This window comes from Streptomyces sp. NPDC058665 (assembly GCF_042714995.1).
Lineage (GTDB): Bacteria > Actinomycetota > Actinomycetes > Streptomycetales > Streptomycetaceae > Streptomyces.
Genome location: NZ_JBHXRX010000010.1, coordinates 12,847 through 29,605, shown reverse-complemented (window position 1 = coordinate 29,605; position 16,759 = coordinate 12,847). Strand labels below are relative to the sequence as shown.

Sequence of the window (16,759 nt, the reverse complement as noted above, 5' to 3'; positions counted from 1 at the left end):
ACGGAACAGCCGGGCAGGAGCAGCTCCACCTGCCCCGCCCGGCCCAGGGCCTGTCCTGTGGATCAGGCCCCACCGCCCGCGCCATGCCAACTGTGCACAAGGAGGTGCCCAAGCCATGAACACCCACCGCATCCGCGTCGGCATCGACGTGGGCGGAACCTTCACCGACGCCGTGGCCGTAGACGCCACGACCCTGGAACTCCTGGGGCAGGTGAAGGTACCCACCAGCCACCATCACCAGGACGGCGTCGCCCACGGCATCGTGGAAGCTCTCGACCGTCTGCTGGAACAGACCGGACACGCCCCGAAGGACGTGGCCTTCCTGGCCCACGGCACCACACAGGCTACCAATGCCCTGCTGGAGGGCGACGTCGCCACGGTCGGTCTGATCGGTCTCGGCACCGGTCCGAGCGCCGGGTTCACCCGCAGGCTCGCCGCCTTCCGGAAGCTCGAACTCACCCCGGGCAAGCGGCTTCCGCTCGCCTACGCCCATGTCGCCGATCCGGACGACGGGCCCGCCGTGCGCGCCGCCGTCGAGGCGGTCGTCCAGGAGGGCGCCCAAGTCGTCGTCGCCAGCCAGCCGTTCAGCGTCGACCGCCCCGAGGGCGAGGACACGGTCGTCGCCGCGGCCAGGGAGCGCGGACTGCCGACGACCGCCGCGCACGAGATCACCTCGCTGTACGGGCTCCACAAGCGGACCAGGACCGCCGTCGTGAACGCCGCGATCCTGCCGCGCATGCTCGCCACCGCCGATTTGGTCGACGCGTCCATCACCAAGGCGGGCGTGAGCGCGCCGCTGATGGTGATGCGCTGCGACGGGGGAGTGATGTCACTGGACGAGATGCGGCGCAGGCCGCTGCTCACCGTGCTGTCAGGACCGGCGGCGGGCGTCGCGGGCGCGCTCATGCAGGAGCGCGTCAGCGAGGGCCTGTTCCTGGAGACCGGCGGCACGTCCACCGACATCAGCGTCGTACGGCGGGGCAAGGTCGCCGTCCGGCACGCCACCATCCTCGGCAAGGCGTCGTACCTCTCGGCGCTCGACGTCAGGACCGTCGGCGTCGGCGGCGGCTCCATGGCCCGTATCGGCGGTGGCAAGGTCACCGGCGCCGGGCCGCGCAGCGCGCACATCGCGGGGCTGCCGTACGCCTGCTTCGCGACCCTCGACGACCTGCGGGACGCGAAGGTCACCACGATCCGGCCGATGGAGGACGACCCGGCCGACTACGCGGTCCTCGACGCCGCCGGCGGACGCTTCGCGATCACCATGACCTGCGCGGCCAACGCGCTGGGCCGGGTCCCCGAAGGCGACTTCGCGCACTGCGACCCGGCCGTGGCGAACGCCGCGATGGCCCCCCTGGCCGCCGCGCTCGGCACGGACGTCGCCACGGCGGCGGCCCGGGTCCTGGACGCGGGCACCGACCAGGTGAAGTCCGTGGTCGACGCGATGATCCGGGACTACCGCCTGGACAAGGACACCGCCGTGCTCGTCGGCGGTGGCGGCGGCGCGGCCTCCGTCACCCCGCATCTCGCGGCCGTCACCGGCCAGGAGGGCAGGATCGCCCGCCACAACGAGGTCATCAGCCCCATCGGCGTCGCCCTCGCCCTCATCCGTGAGCAGGTCGAACGGATCATCCCCGGCGCCGGCCAGGAACAGATCCTCGCCGTACGGGCCGAGGCCGAGGCCGCGGTCGTCGCCCAGGGCGCGGCGGCGGACGGCGTCGAGGTGGAGGTCACCGTCGACCCGCAGACCAGCACCGTGCGGGCCGTCGCGACCGGCGCCACCGAGCTGCGTACGCAGGACCGCGCCCACCGGGCGGACGACACCGACCGGCTGCGCGCAGCCGCCGACAGCCTCAAGACCGACCCGGCGTCGGTGCGTGTGCTCGCGGGCACCCCCGCGCACACCGTGTACGGCACCGACGTGCACCGCCGCTTCCGCGCGGACCGCCACCCGGTACGCGTCGTGGACGCCGACGGGGTCGTACGGCTCCACGCACCGGACGCCCGCGTCGAGACCACCACCGTCGGCCGGGCGCCCGAAGTACTCGCCGGGCTGGTGCGGGAGACCACCTCGTACGGCGACGGCGGTGTCCGCGCCCCCGCCCTGCGGCTGCTCATCGGCTCCCGGATAGCCGACCTCTCCGGTGTGCTCGACCCGCAGCCGCTGCTCGCACTCGCCCGCAGCGAACTGCGGGCACGCGCCGCCGACGAGCCGGTCATCGCCGTCCTGGAGGTGCGCTCATGACGGCCGCGCTGCTCGACCGCGCCACGCTCGCGGAGATCGGAGCACTCGAAGCGACGGACGACATCGAGTTCGGCGTCCGGCTGCTCGCGAACACCCCCACACATGAGAGCCGCGACCACGACCGCTTGCGCCAATGGGCGCGTACCGCCGACGAGTTCGGCGCCGCGCTCGCCCATGTCGCCCCCACGGCACGGGTCGTGGAGAGCGGCGACGGTCTGGCGAAGGGCCTCCTCGCCCGCTACACCTCCCGGCCGGTGCCGACGGTCGAGCTGTTCACCGACACCCTGGCCCTCGCCGAGGAGTTGATCGACCGGCTCGGCTGGCGCCACTGGTATCCGGCCGGATCGGTACGGGAAGCGGCGATCGCCCACGAGGCCGTGCACGAACAGCTCCACCACGGGCCGGCGAAGAGCGCCCTGAAGCGGTCACTCGACCACGTCGTGCTGCGCGCGGGACGTCACCGCCTGTACGGCCATGTCGCGGGCGCCGACGAGATCGCCGCCCACGCCTACGCCCGCACCGTCTGCGGTCTCGGCCGCAGCCCGCTCCTGCTGACGGCCGCCCTGGCCACCGTGGCCGACCCGCAGCAAGGCTCCCCGCACGGAAGAGAGAAGTAACGCCATGGGCGTCGTCATCCTTCTTGTCATGGCGGTCGGTGTCGCCGCGATGCTCACGCGCAGGCTTCCCACCGCCTTCGCCCTCACCCTCCTGGCCATTGTCATCGCCTTCCTCGCGGGCGCCCCGCTGACCGGCGAGAACAGCGTCCTGGACACAGTGATCCAGGAGGGCGCACCGGCTCTCGCGGCCACGATGATCGCGATCCTGCTGGGCTCCTGGCTCGGCAAGCTCCTCGACGAGACCGGTATCGCCGGCACCCTCGTCCGTAAGATCGTCGAGTTCGGCGGCGACCGGCCGGTCGTGGTCGCCCTCGGTGTCCTCGCCGTCTCCACCCTCGTCGGTACGGTCACGGGCTCGGCGCCCGCCGCGATGCTCGCCGGCATCATCGGCATCCCCGCCATGATCGCCGTCGGCATTCCCAAGGTCACCGCGGCCGGCACGATCCTGATGGGCATCGCCGCCGGTATGCCCTTCGAGCTGCCCATCTGGCAGTTCTTCTCCACCGCGCTCGAACTGCCCGTGGACACCGTGCGCGGCTTCATGCTGAAGCTGTTCCCGTTCGCGCTGGCCGCCGCGATCCTCTTCGTCCTCATCGAGACGCGGCGACGCGGCGTCGAACACGCCTGGTCGCTCAAGTCCGCGTCCGCGAAGCCCGCTTCGCGCCGTAAGCAGCTCGGTGACGCCCCGTGGTACGCGCTGCTCACCCCGCTCGTACCGCTGGTCCTCGCCCTCGGCCTCGACGTGGCGATCCTGCCGTCGATGCTGGCCGGTGTCCTCTACGCGCTGGTCACCACCACCCGGCCGGGCGAGATGAACAAGCGGCTGCTGCGCACCCTGTACGGCGGCTTCGAGATCGCGGCGGCGCCGATCGTGCTGTTCATCGCGATCGGCATCCTGCTCGCCGCGGTGAAGCTGCCCGGCGCCGTCGAGGCGCTGGAGCCCCTGATCAAGGCGGTCAGCCCGCAGAACCCGGTGCTGTTCGTCGTGGTCTTCACCCTGCTCGTACCGCTCTGCCTCTACCGCGGGCCCCTGAACGTCTACGGCCTCGGCGCGGGCATCGCCGGTGTCCTCATCGCCGCCGGCATCTACCCGGCCGTCGCGGTGCTCGGCATCGCCACCTCGTACAACCAGGTCTTCGGTGTGTCGGACCCGACAAGCACCCAGACCGTGTGGAGCGCTCAGTACGCGGGGGTCACACCGCAGCAGGTGATGCTGCGGACCCTCCCGTACGTCTGGGCTGTCGCCCTCGGCGGATTCTGCGTCACCGCCGCCACCTATCTGTGATCTCTCAACTCCCCTGGAGGAGCACGACATGACACAGCACGACAGCAACGAGCACGTGAGCGAGTCGTACCAGCCGGAGAACCCCGGCCGGCGGATCTTCCTGCGCGCGGCGGCGGCGACCGCGGCCGTGGCATCCGGCGTGGTCGCCACCGGAGCGGCGGCGGGCAGCGCCGCCGCGGCATCCACCGCCTCCACCGCCCCCGCCCTGGCGGCGGCGCCCGGCGGATTTCCGGACTACAAGTATCTGAAGACGCTTCTGAAGCCGTCCCAGCTCAAGTACAACCCCACCGGGGAGATCATCTTCCCGTGCATCCGCGGCGTCTACGACAAGCTGGCGAACCCGCTGGGCCGTTACTACCTCTACTACGGCCCGCACGACGCGCCCGGCGGTATCTGCCTGGCCTACGGCGACTCGCTGGAGGGGCCGTTCACCGAGTACACCGCGAACCCGATCGTCTCCAACAACTGGCAGCCGCACTACAAGGTCAGCCATGTCGCGTCCCCGCACGTCCTGTGGCGGGAGGACCTCAAGGAGCTGTGGCTCTACTTCCACGGTGAGAACGGCACCACCCGCCTCGCCCGTTCCAAGAACGGCATCACCTTCACGTACGACAAGGTGGTGCTCACCAAGGACATGATGCCCGCGGGCACCAACGAGACCTCGTACGCCCGCGTATTCCAGCACGAACTGCCCTCGCGCGGCGCGCACTACGTGATGCTCTTCATGCTCAACAACCAGTCCAACCGCCGGGACATCGGCTGGGGTTGGTCGGCGGACGGCCGCAACTGGACGTTCGCCCAGACGCCGCTCATCCGCCACTCCGACGTCGGGGTGAACAACATCTCAGGCCCGCACTTGCTGAGCAGGAACGGCAGCTCGTACGTCGTGTACCACACCGACAAGGAGCACGGCGGCAATCTGCTGATCACCGAGGTCGGCAACGACTTCAGCCGCCGCAACCATCTCGGTCTCTTCTACGACTCGGCCAACACCGCCCCGGACAACGGACGCAGTGCCGCCCCGAGCTTCGGGACCGACCGGGGTGTGCCCTACATGGTCTACGAGGCGGGTGAGCGGCTCCAGGGTTCCATCGCGGTGGCACGCGGCTGACCCACCGCCGCCGGACGGGCCGCTCCACGGGCCCGTCCGGCGTGGGGCACCGGGCCGTCGTACCGTCTGGGGAGGACCGGCCGAGGTGACCGGACCCGCACCGAATCAGGAGCACCCTTGACCAGTTACCGACAGCCCGGCGTCGTCCTCACGGACCACCGTTTCTCCGTCCCGCTCGACCACGCGAACCCGTCGGGGGAGCGGATCGAGCTGTACGGGCGCGAGGCCGTCGCCGCGTCCGAAGTCGACGCCGACCTGCCCTGGCTGGTCTATCTGGAAGGCGGCCCCGGATTCGGCGCCCGCCGTTTCATCGGCAAGCAGGCCTGGCTCGGCCGGGCACTCGAAGAGTTCCGGGTGCTCCACCTCGACCAGCGCGGCACCGGGTTCTCCACCCCCCTCAACCGGCAGACCCTCCCGGCGCTCGGCGGCCCGCAGCAACAGGCCGACCATCTCGCCCTCTTCAGGTCCGACAACATCGTGCGCGACTGCGAGGCGATCCGCCCGCAGCTGACCGGCGGCGCCCCCTGGACCGTACTCGGCCAGAGCTTCGGCGGCTTCTGCGCCGTCCGCTACCTGTCCACCGCGCCCGAGGGCCTGCGCACCGTACTGATCACCGGCGGTCTGCCCTCGCTCGACGCGGGACCCGACGACGTCTACCGCGCCGCCTACCCGCGCATCGAGCGCAAGGTCGCCGCGCACTACGCCCGTTATCCGCAGGACGTCGAGCGGGCCCGCCGGATCGTCGCCCATATCGCCGAGCACCGTCCCGTCCTGCCGAACGGCTACACGCTGACACCCGAGGCGTTCCAGTCGCTCGGCATCCTCCTCGGCACCGGCGACGGCACCCATCTGCTGCACCAGCTGCTGGACAACGCGTTCGTGAGGACAGCGGCCGGACACGAACTGTCCGACGCCTTCCAGGAGAAGGTGGCCGCCGAACTCTCCTTCGCCGGGCACCCCCTGTACGCGCTGGTCCACGAGGCGATCTACGCCCAGGACGACCGCCCCACCGCATGGTCGGCCGAGCGGGTCCGCGCGGAGTTCCCCCGCTTCGACGCGGAGCGGGCACTCGCCGGGGACACCCCGCTGCTCTTCACCGGCGAGACGATCCACCCCTGGCACTTCACCAGCGACCCCGCGCTGCGCCCGCTGCGCGAGACCGCCGAACTGCTGGCCGCGCGCACGGACTGGCCCGCGCTGTACGACACCGGCCGGCTGGCAGCCAACGAGGTTCCGGTCGCCGCCGCCGTCTACCACGACGACATGTACGTCGACACCGGCCACGCGCTGGAGACGGCGCGCGCCGTCCGGGGGCTGCGCACCTGGGTCACCGACGAGTACGAGCACGACGGCGTCCGGGTCTCGGGCCCACGGGTGCTCGACCGGCTGCTCGGCCTGACGCGCGGAGAGAACTGACGCGCGCTTCGGCGGTCGGCCGGCGGTGGCGTTCGAGGTCTTCGGCCGCTGACACGGCCTCGCCGGGGCCGCGCGAGTGCCTTCTTCCCGTGACTTCCTGTGATGTGGTGGCTGAACGGAGAGACGGGCTCGGCAGACAAGGACCGGTGTCATGGACGAGGGGCTGTCACGGATCCAGCGGATCCAGCGGTACCACTGGCTGCCCCCGCTGCTCCTGATCGCGGCCGTCGTCCTCGAACTGATCACTCCCAGGGTCGTCAGCGGCGCCGCGCTCATCGGCGTGGCGGCCACGGCGGCGGCCATCACCAGCACCTTTCGCTACACGCTGCTCGTCGTGGCCGTCGCCATCGTGGTCACCGGGATCTCCGCACTCCAGGCCAGCCATGGCTTCGTCGCGGAGTTCTTGCAGGTCATGGAAGTGCTGATCGCCTCCGCCTTCGCGCTGGCGCTGCGCCGCATGCTCGACAAGCAGAGCGCGCAGTTCTCGGTGGTCAGATCCACCGCGGAGACACTTCAACGGGCACTGCTGCCACCACTTCCCAAGATCGTCGGCCCGATCACCGTCGCGTGCCGATACGAGGCGGCGTACGCCGAGGCCCGGATCGGAGGCGATCTCTACGCCGTCGAGGAGACCCCCTTCGGTCTGCGGCTGCTCATCGCGGACGTGCGCGGCAAGGGACTGAGCGCGGTCTCCGCCGTCTCCGTGATCGTCGGCGCGTTCCGTGAACGCGCCGAGTCCGAGGTCGATCTGGTAGGGCTGGCCGATCGGCTCGACCGTGCCGTCACCCGGTCCGTCGAGGAGCATTCGGAGCCGCTCTCGGTGGAAGCGGCCGAGGCGTTCGCGACCGCGCTTCTGGTCGAGATCAACCGGCGCGGCACCATCCTTCGGCTGGTGAACTGCGGTCATCCCCCTCCGTATCTAATGAGGAACGGCGAGCTGGTCCCTCTCGACACCGGCGAGGCGTCGCCGCCCCTGGGGATGCGGGATCTCGCCCCCGGTGTCGGCGGCGAGATCCACTCGTACGAGTTCCCCCTCGGTGCGACCCTGCTCTGCGTCACGGACGGAGTGACGGAGGCGCGGAACGAGACCGGAACCTTCTACGACCCCTCCAGCGAGCTGAAGGAGCCCCCGGACCGGGATCCGGAGCGGTTGATCGGTGCCCTGTTCACCTCGATCGGCCGGTGGACCAAGGGTGAACGGGACGACGACATGGCGGTCGTCGCCGTCGCGCGGCACGGCGCCGAGGGGACGGAGGCAGCGGGCAGGGGGTGACGGCGCCGGGGGGTGCGGTGCTCGCAGGGCTGTTCCCAGTAGGCAAGCGACCGCTTAGTATGTGGATGAGCGCGTACCGACCCTCATCTGTGGAGGCCCCCGCATGCAGGCATGGCGAGTGCACCGGAACGGCGAGCCGGGCGAGGTGATGCGCCTGGACGAGGTGGATCCACCGGCACCGGGGGACGGGCAGCTCCTGCTGAAGGTCCTGGCCGCCGACATCAACTTCCCGGACGCCCTGCTCTGCCGGGGCCAGTACCAGATCCGTCCGCCGCTGCCCTTCACGCCCGGCGTCGAGGTCTGCGCCGAGACCGGGTACGGGCGGCGCGTCATCGCGACCCCGGCCCTGCCGCACGGCGGACTCGCCGAGTACGTCGTCGCCGACGAGTCGGCCGTACTCCCCGCGCCCGACGCCCTCGACGACGCCGAGGCGGCGGCCCTGCACATCGCCTACCAGACAGGGTGGTTCGGGCTGCACCGCAGAGCGCACCTCCAGGCGGGCGAGACGCTGCTCGTGCACGCCGCCGCCGGAGGCGTCGGCAGCGCGGCCGTCCAGCTCGGCAAGGCCGCGGGCGCCACCGTCATCGGCGTCGTGGGCGGTGCGGAAAAGGCCCGTGTGGCACGAGAGTTGGGCTGCGACCAGGTCATCGACCGGCGCACCGAGGACATTGTCGCGACCGTCAAGGAACTCACCGGCGGGCGCGGCGTGGACGTCGTGTACGACCCGGTCGGCGGCGACGCGTACGCCCAGTCCGCCAAGTGCGCCGCCTTCGAGGGCCGCATCCTTGTCATCGGCTTCGCGAGCGGCACGATCCCGAGCCCCGCGCTCAACCACGCGCTCGTGAAGAACTACTCGATCGTCGGTCTGCACTGGGGCCTCTACAGGGAGAAGGACCCCGCCGCGATCCTCCGCTGTCATCAGGAGCTGACCGAACTCGCCGCCAAGGGCGTCGTCAAGCCGCTCATCAGCGAGCGCCTCCCGATGGCGGAGGCCGCGTCAGCCGTCCAGCGCGTCGCCGACGGTACGACCACCGGCCGCCTCGTCGTACTCCCCGGCATCGGATCGGGGGCGGGCGAGCGATGAACGCGACCGACGCGGCCGAACTGCGCCGCCGTACAAGGGACTTGCTCGCCGCCCACCCGCCGGCCGACACGGAACCGGCCGACTTCCTGAAGGCCCGCTTCGACGCCGGGCTCGCCTGGGTGCACTTCCCGGCCGGTCTCGGCGGACTCGACGCCCCCCGTTCCCTCCAGTCGGTCGTCGACGCCGAACTGGCCGCGGCGGGCGCGCCCGACAACGACCCGCGCCGGATCGGTATCGGCCTGGGGATGGCCGGGCCGACCATCCTCGGGTTCGGCACCGACGAGCAGAAGCGCCGGTTCCTGCGGCCCCTGTGGGTCGGTGACGAAGTCTGGTGCCAGCTCTTCAGCGAGCCGGGCGCCGGGTCGGACCTCGCCGCGCTCGGCACCCGCGCCGTACGCGAGGACAGCGGCGGTGCGAACGGTGAAGGGGGTGACTGGATCGTCAACGGGCAGAAGGTGTGGACCTCCAGCGCCCATCTCGCGCGCTGGGCCATCCTCATAGCGCGGACCGATCCCGCCCTGCCCAAGCACCGGGGCATCACCTACTTCATCTGCGACATGACCGCCCCCGGAGTCGACGTCCGGCCGCTGCGCCAGATAACCGGCGAGGCCGAGTTCAACGAGGTCTTCCTCACCGACGTCCGCATTCCCGACGCCCACCGGCTCGGCGCGGTCGGCGACGGCTGGAAGGTCGCCCGCACCACCCTGATGAACGAACGCGTCTCGATCGGCGGCGCCCGGCTCCCGCGCGAGGGCGGCATGATCGGCCCGGTCTCCCGGACCTGGCGCGAACGCCCCGAACTGCGCACCCATGAGCTGCACCAGCGTCTTCTCGCGCTCTGGGTGGACGCCGAAGTGGCGCGCCTCACCGGCGAACGGCTGCGTCAGCAGCTCGCCGTGGGCCGGCCGGGCCCCGAAGGCTCGGGCCTCAAGCTCTCCTTCGCCAGGCTCAACCAGGAGATCAGCGGGCTCGAAGTCGAACTCCTCGGTGACGAGGGCCTGTTGTACGACGACTGGACGATGCGCCGCCCGGAACTCGTCGACTTCACCGGCCGCGAGGCCGGCTACCGCTATCTGCGCTCGAAGGGCAACTCCATCGAGGGCGGCACGAGTGAGGTACTGCTCAACATCGTCGCCGAACGCGTCCTCGGCCTGCCCGCCGAGCCGCGCGACGACAAGGACGTCGCATGGAAGGACCTCGCCCGATGAGCACCCTGGATGACGCGCCCGACCTGCTGTACTCCGAGACGGAGGACGACCTGCGCGCCGCCGTACGGTCGCTGCTTACCGGTCGCGGTGACGTTCCCGCCGCGCTCGACCGCGCCGAGTCCGGCGCCCCGTACGACACCGCGCTCTGGACGTCGCTCGCCGCCGGGATCGGCGCGGCCGGGCTGCTCGTCCCGGAGTCGCTCGGCGGCCAGGGCGCGAGCCACCGTGAGGCGGCGGTGGTGCTGGAGGAGCTGGGCCGGGCGGTCACGCCCGCGCCGTACCTGACCAGTTCGGTGATCGCGACCCAGGCGCTGCTCGCCTGCGGCACCGGTGACGATGGGGCCGTCGCCAAGCTGCTCGGCGCGCTGGCCGAGGGTCGTACGGTCGCCGTTCTCGCCGTCCCGCTCTCCACCGGACCGGACGCCCCGCTCCCCAACACGGCGCCGGGGGCAGCGATCAGGGCCGTCGCCGACGCCGCGTTCGCCGATGTCCTGCTCGTCATCGGCCACGACGGGCTGTACGCGGTCGAGACGGCGGCACCCGGGGTCACCGTCCGCGCGCAGACCCCGCTCGACCTCACGCGTCCGCTCTCCACCGTCACCGTGGACGCCGCCGCGCTCACCGCGGGGACCCGGCTCGCCGACGCGGGCACGGCGGATGCGGCCGTACGCAGCGGACTGCTGACCGGTGCGGGACTGCTCGCGTCCGAGCAACTCGGCCTCGCCGAATGGTGCTTGGAGGAGACCGTGCGGCACACCCGCGAACGGCACCAGTTCAACCGCCCCGTGGGCTCGTTCCAGGCGCTCAAGCACCGAATGGCCCAGCTTTGGCTGGAGGTCGTCTCGGCCCGCGCCGCCGCCCGCAACGCCGCGGACGCGCTGGCCACCGACAGCCCCGGCGCACCGCTCGCCGTGGCGGTCGCCCAGGCCTACTGCGGCCGGGTCGCCGTCCACGCGGCCGAGGAGTGTGTCCAGCTCCACGGCGGCATCGGCATGACCTGGGAGCACCCCGCGCATCTGTATCTCAAGCGGGCCAAGTCCGCCGAGATCGCGCTGGGTTCGACCGGATCGCACCGCGAGAAGCTCGCGGCGCTGACCGCTCTGCCCGCTCCCGGAGGGCCGACCGCGTAACGCTGTTCATCGGTTCGACCCTCACACCACCTGGACACGCACCCCTTTACATACTGTTTAATTGCGAGTCGTTCGCAATAACGGTTGATCTTCAGTAGGGGTGTGGAATCCATGACGGCCCGTTCCATACGTGGCACGGTCGCGGCGGCGCTGGCCGGCTCGCTGGCCTTCACCGCCGTGGCCTGCTCGAACCCGGACAGCGGCTCCGACGGCGGCGGGGAGCAGGAGTCCGCCGTCGTCGGGATCGCCTACGAGCCGGACAGCCTCAGCCCGTTGCTCGGCTACGGCAAGGACGGCAACTCCAAGATCTTCGACGGACTCCTGACCGTCGGCGGCGACATGAATCTGAAGCCCGCCCTCGCCTCCGCGCTCCCCGAGGTCGCCCCGGACGGCATGACCTACACCTACCGGCTGCGCGACGACGTGAAGTTCAGCGACGGCAAGCCCTTCAGCGCGGCGGACGTCGTCTTCACCTACCGGACCATCCTGGACGCGAAGACCAACAACCCGTCCAAGACCGAGCTGGCGGCCGTCAAGGACGTCACGGCCAAGGGCGAGAGCACCGTCGTCTTCACCCTGAAGTACCCCTACGCGCCCTTCGCCCAGCGGACCGTGCTCCCCATCGCGCCGGAGCATGCGGCGGGCAGGCAGGACGTCAACTCGGGTCCGTTCACCAGCAAGCCCGTGGGCACGGGGCCGTATCTCCTCACCAACTGGTCCAAGGGCGAGAAGATCAGCTTCAAGGCCAATCCAGAGTACTGGGGCGGCGAGCCCAAGGTGAAGAAGTTCACCATGGCGATCATCAAGGACGACGACGTACGCGCCACCCGGCTCCGGGCCGGTGACCTCGACGGCGCGATCCTGCCGCCCAATCTCGCCAAGGGCTTCAAGAACGACAAGGACAAGCGGACGTACGCGGCCACGACGTACGACTACCGCACCGTCACCCTGCCGACCCACAACAAGGTCACGGGCGACACCGCCGTACGCCGTGCGCTCGACATCGCCGTCGACCGCGACACCATGGTCGACAAGATCCTCGACGGCGCGGGCAAGGCCGCCTACGGCCCCGTCCCCACCGACAGCGAGTGGTTCACCCGGGGCACCGAGCGACCGCACGACCTCGCGGGGGCCAAGCGCGTACTCGACGAGGCGGGCTGGCGGACCGGCCCCGACGGCATCCGTACGAAGGACGGCGTACGCGCGAGCTTCCCGCTCTGGTATCTCACCGGCGACAAGCTCCGCCAGGACCACGCCCTCGCCTACGCGTCCGACGCCAAGAAGGCCGGCATCGACATCAAGACCCAGGCCGGTACGTGGGAGGTCATCGAGCCGCGGATGAAGGCGGACGCCGTCCTCGCGGGCGGCGGAGCGCCCGGGGACCCGGACTTCGACCAGTTCAGCCTCCTCAGCTCCGGCCTCGCCGGGGACGGCTTCAACAACATGGCCTGGTACGACAATCCGGCCGTCGACAAGGCCCTGGACACCGGTCGCGAGAGCGGCGGGAAGTCCGCGCGGAAGGCCGCGTACGACACCGTCCAGCGCGAACTTGTGAAGGACCCCGGCTACACCTTCCTGACCCATATCGACCACATCTATGTCGTGGACGACACCTGGGGCACCCTCACCACCCAGGTCGAACCGCACGACCACGGCCTCGCGTCCGGCCCCTGGTGGAACGTCGAGCAGTGGGCCCGCACGCCGTGAGCCGCCGCCTCCCGTGGGGGGCGATGGCCCGGATGACGGGGCGGCGGCTGCTGTTCGCCGCCCCGGTCCTGCTGGTCGTCACCTTCGGCGTCTTCGCCGTCGCCGCCGCCTCCCCTTTCGATCCCGTCAAGGCGTACGCCGGCACCGCCGGTCTCACCGCCTCGCAGGAGACCCTCGACCAACTGCGCGCCAACCTCGGCGTGGACCAGGCCCTCGTCCCGCGCTGGTGGGGGTGGCTGACGTCGGCCGTCACCGGCGACCTCGGCGACTCCAGCGTCATGCGCCGGCCCGTCGCCGAGGTGATCACCGAACGCCTCGGCTGGTCCGTGCTCCTGGCCACCACCGCGTTTCTCATCGCGATCCTGCTCGGTACGGCGCTGGGCGTGGCCGCCGCCCGCCGCCCCGGCGGCCTCCTGGACCGCTGCGTCAGCACGGCCGCGTACACCCTCGAAGCCGCGCCGGTGTTCTGGCTCGGGCTGCTCGCCATCTGGTTCTTCGCGCTGCGGCTCGACGTCCTGCCGGCCGGTGGTCTCACCGACTCGGGGAGCGACCTCGTCACCTTCGGCCAGGTCACCTCGCATCTGGTGCTGCCCGCGGCCGTTCTCGGTGTCTCGCAGATGCCCTGGTTCTACCTCTACGTACGGCAGGGGGTCGCGGACGCGCTGGCGGAGGATCCCGTACGCGGGGCGCGCGCCAGGGGACTGGGCGAGCGGACCGTGCTGCTCGGGCACGCGTGGCGCTCCGGGATGCTGCCGATGCTCACCCTCATCGGCTCGCGTGTCCCCGAACTCATCACCGGCGCGCTCCTGATCGAGACGGTCTTCAGCTGGCCGGGGATCGCGGCCGCCACCGTCGAGGCGGCGACCTCCGTGGACTTCCCGCTGCTGGCAGCGCTCACCGTGCTCGCCACGGCGGCCGTACTCCTCGGCAATCTCCTCTCCGACCTGCTGTACGGACTCGCCGACCCGAGGGTGGGCTTCGATGGCTGACACCGAGCGGCCGACCGCACCGAAGGCGGCGGGCGATGTGCGCCGGCGCTCACGCGGACGCAGCCGCCGCTCGACCCGGACGATCCGTGCCGTCACCTCGGCCGTCATCGTTGCCGCCGTGGCGCTGGCAGTCCTGGTCGTCCCGCCGGTCGTCCAACTCGACCAGCAGGCGGTCGATCTCGCGCTCAAACTCCAACCACCCTCCCTCGCCCACCCGTTCGGCACCGATGACGTCGGCCGCGATCTGCTCCTGCGCTGTGTCTACGGGCTCCGCGTCTCGCTCCTCGTCGGACTGGTCGCCGCCCTCGTGGCCACCGTCATCGGCACGGCCGTGGGCGCCGCCGCCGCGGCCTTCGGCGGCTGGACCGACCGGATCGTCATGCGGCTCGTCGACACCTTCTCGTCGGTGCCGCATCTGCTCCTCGGCATCTTCATCGTCGCGATGTTCCGGCCCGGCGTCTGGCCGGTGATCGTGTCGGTCGCGCTGACGCACTGGCTCTCCACCGCCCGGATCGTCCGCTCCGAGGTCCTGTCGCTGCGCTCGCGCCCGTACGTGGACGCAGCGGTCTCCGGCGGCTCGTCGCGGTGGCGGATCACGGTGCGCCATCTGCTGCCGGGGGTTCTGCCGCAGGCGGGGCTCGCCGCCGTACTGATGGTGCCGCACGCCATGTGGCACGAGTCGGCGCTCTCCTTCCTCGGTCTCGGCCTGCCCAGCCACCAGGCGAGTCTCGGCAATCTGGTGCAGACGGCGCGCGGTTCGCTGCTGGCGGGCGACTGGTGGCCGACGCTGTTCCCCGGACTGTTCCTGATCGTCCCCACGCTCGCCATCGCCGGGCTCGCCGGGGTGTGGCGGGAACGGATCAATCCGCGCCGCCGATCGGAGCTGATGCTGTGACCACGCCCGAGTCCTCGCCGGTCACTCCGCCCGTGCTGTCGGTGCGCGGCCTCGGCGTCCGCTTCCGGATGCGCGGCGGACGGCACATCGCGGCCGTCACCGACGCCACCTTCGACCTGGCCGCGGGGGAGTGCCTGGCGCTCGTCGGCGAGAGCGGCTGCGGCAAGTCGGTGCTGGCGTCGGCGCTGCTCGGGCTGCTGCCGGGCAACGCCCGGACCACCGGGTCCGCCTTGTTGGCGGCGCATGGGCCGGCCGGGGCTGTCGACCTGCTCGCCGCCGACGAGCGCACCCTGGCCCGCACCGTACGGGGCCGGCGCGTCGGTCTCGTACCGCAGAGCCCGGCGGCGCACCTCACCCCCGTACGCACCGTGCGCTCCCAACTGGCGGAGGTGGTACGCGAGTTGCGGGGTGCCCGGGGACCGGCGCTCGCGAAGGCGGTCGAGGCGGCGGCCGAACGCGCGGCCTACCCCGCCGGCCATCTCGACCGCTATCCGCACGAACTCTCCGGTGGTCTCGCGCAGCGCGCCGCGACCGCCCTCGCGCTGATCGGAGACGCCCCGCTGCTGCTGGCCGACGAACCGACCACCGGACTCGACCGCGAGCTGGTCGACCGTACGGCCGACGAACTGCGACGCCACACCGACGACGGCCGCGCCCTGCTGTTGATCACCCATGATCTGGCGGCGGCCCAGCGGATCGCCGACCGGGTCGCCGTCATGTACGCGGGCCGCATCGTCGAACTCGCCGACGCGGGAAGCTTCTTCGGCGGCGACGGGCCACGCCACCCGTACGCGCGCGGGCTCCTCGACGCCCTGCCCGAGCGGGGGTTCACGCCCATCCCCGGAATGCCGCCGGAACTGGGCGACCTCCCCGACGGCTGCGCCTTCGCCGCCCGCTGCCCGCGCGCCACCGGCATCTGCGCCACGCCGCCCGCCCTGACACCGGGGCCCGGCTCGTCCGTCGCCTGCCATCACGCCGAGGAGCGCGTCGATGCTTGAACTCCTCGATATCACCGCCGGTTACGAGCCCGGCGCCCCCGTCTTCAAGGGCGCGTCCGTCACCGTGGCCCCCGGCGAGTCGGTGGGGCTCCTCGGCCCCAGCGGCTGCGGTAAGTCCACCCTCGCCCGGGTCGCGGCGCTCCTGCACCGGCCCGACGCGGGGACCGTCACCATCGACGGCGAACGGGTCACCGGCTGGCGCCACCGCGCCCCGAAGGCACGGCGCACGGCGATCGGGATGGTCTTCCAGCAGCCCCGGCTGGCGGCCGATCCCCGGCTCCGGCTGGCTGATCTGATCGCCGAGCCGCTGCGCGCCAACGGCCGGCGCGGCGAAGTGGCGGGCCGTGTCGGCGAGTTGGCTCGGACCGTCGGTCTCACGGACGACCTGCTCGGCCGCAGGCCGCACGAGGTCAGCGACGGCCAGCTCCAACGCGCCTGTCTCGCACGCGCGCTGGTGCTGAGCCCGCGCTGGCTCGTCTGCGACGAGATGACCGCGATGCTCGACGCGTCGACCACGGCAGCGCTGGTGACGGTGGTCGAGGAGTACCGGCACGCGGAGGGCGCCGGACTGCTGGCCGTGGGCCACGACCGGGTACTGCTGGAGCGCTGGTGCGACCGTACGGTGCGCTGGCCGGAGATCGCCGGGACCGTCTGAATCACAGCCGTCGGGTGGCCGAACTCTTCGTGAGCCCCTGCCCTTTGAGGCAGGTCACGGCGGATACTCGGCTTGGTCCTGTCCGGTCGAACTTACCGGGCCCGCGCTGATCGAACGGAGAGGGCCCCGTCCCCGCCCCACAGATC

14 protein-coding genes are annotated in these 16,759 nt (G+C 71.5%); all 14 read left to right on the top strand.

Translation table 11 applies throughout. From position 1 onward, the window contains the following. Positions 1–115 precede the first annotated feature (115 nt). The 14 genes from ACFWV8_RS08620 (at position 116) to ACFWV8_RS08555 (ending at position 16,613) form a co-directional block, all read left to right on the top strand. Positions 116–2,245 (top strand): hydantoinase/oxoprolinase family protein, encoded by a 2,130-nt coding sequence (locus ACFWV8_RS08620; RefSeq protein ID WP_384199003.1) that lies wholly within the window; start codon positions 116–118, stop codon positions 2,243–2,245. Beyond that, on the top strand, positions 2,242–2,862 hold the full coding sequence (locus ACFWV8_RS08615) for a hypothetical protein (RefSeq protein ID WP_384199002.1): 621 nt from the start codon (positions 2,242–2,244) through the stop codon (positions 2,860–2,862). Before ACFWV8_RS08620 ends, ACFWV8_RS08615 begins: the two co-directional genes overlap by 4 nt. Before the next feature lie 4 nt (positions 2,863–2,866). Continuing rightward, entirely contained in the window at positions 2,867–4,147 is a 1,281-nt protein-coding gene (locus tag ACFWV8_RS08610; RefSeq protein WP_384199001.1) for a TRAP transporter large permease subunit, read from the top strand. Between the two features lie 28 nt (positions 4,148–4,175). Continuing rightward, positions 4,176–5,258 carry a hypothetical protein gene (locus ACFWV8_RS08605; RefSeq protein WP_384199000.1) on the top strand — a complete coding sequence of 361 codons (1,083 nt, stop codon included), beginning with the start codon at positions 4,176–4,178 and terminating at the stop codon, positions 5,256–5,258. A 117-nt stretch (positions 5,259–5,375) separates the two neighbouring features. After that, entirely contained in the window at positions 5,376–6,674 is a 1,299-nt protein-coding gene (locus tag ACFWV8_RS08600) for an alpha/beta fold hydrolase (RefSeq protein ID WP_384198999.1), read from the top strand. 151 nt (positions 6,675–6,825) lie between these two features. Then, positions 6,826–7,947: a PP2C family protein-serine/threonine phosphatase gene (locus tag ACFWV8_RS08595; RefSeq protein WP_384198998.1), complete on the top strand. Its 1,122-nt coding sequence runs from the start codon at positions 6,826–6,828 to the stop codon at positions 7,945–7,947. 103 nt (positions 7,948–8,050) lie between these two features. Continuing rightward, positions 8,051–9,031: an NADPH:quinone oxidoreductase family protein gene (locus ACFWV8_RS08590; protein WP_384198997.1), complete on the top strand. Its 981-nt coding sequence runs from the start codon at positions 8,051–8,053 to the stop codon at positions 9,029–9,031. Then, the gene (locus ACFWV8_RS08585; protein WP_384198996.1) at positions 9,028–10,239 is read left to right on the top strand and encodes an acyl-CoA dehydrogenase family protein; all 1,212 of its coding nucleotides are present in this window, start codon (positions 9,028–9,030) and stop codon (positions 10,237–10,239) included. The genes ACFWV8_RS08590 and ACFWV8_RS08585 overlap by 4 nt, the downstream gene beginning before the upstream one ends. Next, positions 10,236–11,369, top strand: a complete 1,134-nt coding sequence (locus ACFWV8_RS08580) for an acyl-CoA dehydrogenase family protein (protein WP_384198995.1) — start codon at positions 10,236–10,238, stop codon at positions 11,367–11,369. Before ACFWV8_RS08585 ends, ACFWV8_RS08580 begins: the two co-directional genes overlap by 4 nt. Before the next feature lie 111 nt (positions 11,370–11,480). Next, a complete protein-coding gene (locus tag ACFWV8_RS08575) occupies positions 11,481–13,076 on the top strand; it encodes an ABC transporter substrate-binding protein (RefSeq protein WP_384198994.1) in 1,596 nt (531 codons plus the stop codon). Between the two features lie 23 nt (positions 13,077–13,099). Then, complete coding sequence (locus ACFWV8_RS08570; protein ID WP_384198993.1) at positions 13,100–14,065, top strand: ABC transporter permease; 966 nt, start codon at positions 13,100–13,102, stop codon at positions 14,063–14,065. Continuing rightward, positions 14,058–14,960 (top strand): ABC transporter permease, encoded by a 903-nt coding sequence (locus ACFWV8_RS08565; protein WP_384198992.1) that lies wholly within the window; start codon positions 14,058–14,060, stop codon positions 14,958–14,960. Before ACFWV8_RS08570 ends, ACFWV8_RS08565 begins: the two co-directional genes overlap by 8 nt. Positions 14,961–15,028: 68 nt before the next feature. Beyond that, entirely contained in the window at positions 15,029–15,958 is a 930-nt protein-coding gene (locus ACFWV8_RS08560; RefSeq protein WP_384199112.1) for an ABC transporter ATP-binding protein, read from the top strand. Further along, a complete protein-coding gene (locus ACFWV8_RS08555; RefSeq protein ID WP_384198991.1) occupies positions 15,951–16,613 on the top strand; it encodes an ABC transporter ATP-binding protein in 663 nt (220 codons plus the stop codon). The genes ACFWV8_RS08560 and ACFWV8_RS08555 overlap by 8 nt, the downstream gene beginning before the upstream one ends. Positions 16,614–16,759: the final 146 nt, after the last annotated feature.

Excerpts from the sequence above, each read along its gene's own strand:
- ACFWV8_RS08620 (WP_384199003.1), top strand. The coding sequence starts at position 116 with ATGAACACCCACCGCATCCGCGTCGGCATCGACGTGGGCGGAACCTTC.
- ACFWV8_RS08615 (WP_384199002.1), top strand. The coding sequence starts at position 2,242 with ATGACGGCCGCGCTGCTCGACCGCGCCACGCTCGCGGAGATCGGAGCA.
- ACFWV8_RS08610 (WP_384199001.1), top strand. The coding sequence starts at position 2,867 with ATGGGCGTCGTCATCCTTCTTGTCATGGCGGTCGGTGTCGCCGCGATG.
- ACFWV8_RS08605 (WP_384199000.1), top strand. The coding sequence starts at position 4,176 with ATGACACAGCACGACAGCAACGAGCACGTGAGCGAGTCGTACCAGCCG.
- ACFWV8_RS08595 (WP_384198998.1), top strand. The coding sequence starts at position 6,826 with ATGGACGAGGGGCTGTCACGGATCCAGCGGATCCAGCGGTACCACTGG.
- ACFWV8_RS08590 (WP_384198997.1), top strand. The coding sequence starts at position 8,051 with ATGCAGGCATGGCGAGTGCACCGGAACGGCGAGCCGGGCGAGGTGATG.
- ACFWV8_RS08585 (WP_384198996.1), top strand. The coding sequence starts at position 9,028 with ATGAACGCGACCGACGCGGCCGAACTGCGCCGCCGTACAAGGGACTTG.
- ACFWV8_RS08580 (WP_384198995.1), top strand. The coding sequence starts at position 10,236 with ATGAGCACCCTGGATGACGCGCCCGACCTGCTGTACTCCGAGACGGAG.
- ACFWV8_RS08575 (WP_384198994.1), top strand. The coding sequence starts at position 11,481 with ATGACGGCCCGTTCCATACGTGGCACGGTCGCGGCGGCGCTGGCCGGC.
- ACFWV8_RS08570 (WP_384198993.1), top strand. The coding sequence starts at position 13,100 with ATGGCCCGGATGACGGGGCGGCGGCTGCTGTTCGCCGCCCCGGTCCTG.
- ACFWV8_RS08565 (WP_384198992.1), top strand. The coding sequence starts at position 14,058 with ATGGCTGACACCGAGCGGCCGACCGCACCGAAGGCGGCGGGCGATGTG.
- ACFWV8_RS08560 (WP_384199112.1), top strand. The coding sequence starts at position 15,029 with ATGCGCGGCGGACGGCACATCGCGGCCGTCACCGACGCCACCTTCGAC.
- ACFWV8_RS08555 (WP_384198991.1), top strand. The coding sequence starts at position 15,951 with ATGCTTGAACTCCTCGATATCACCGCCGGTTACGAGCCCGGCGCCCCC.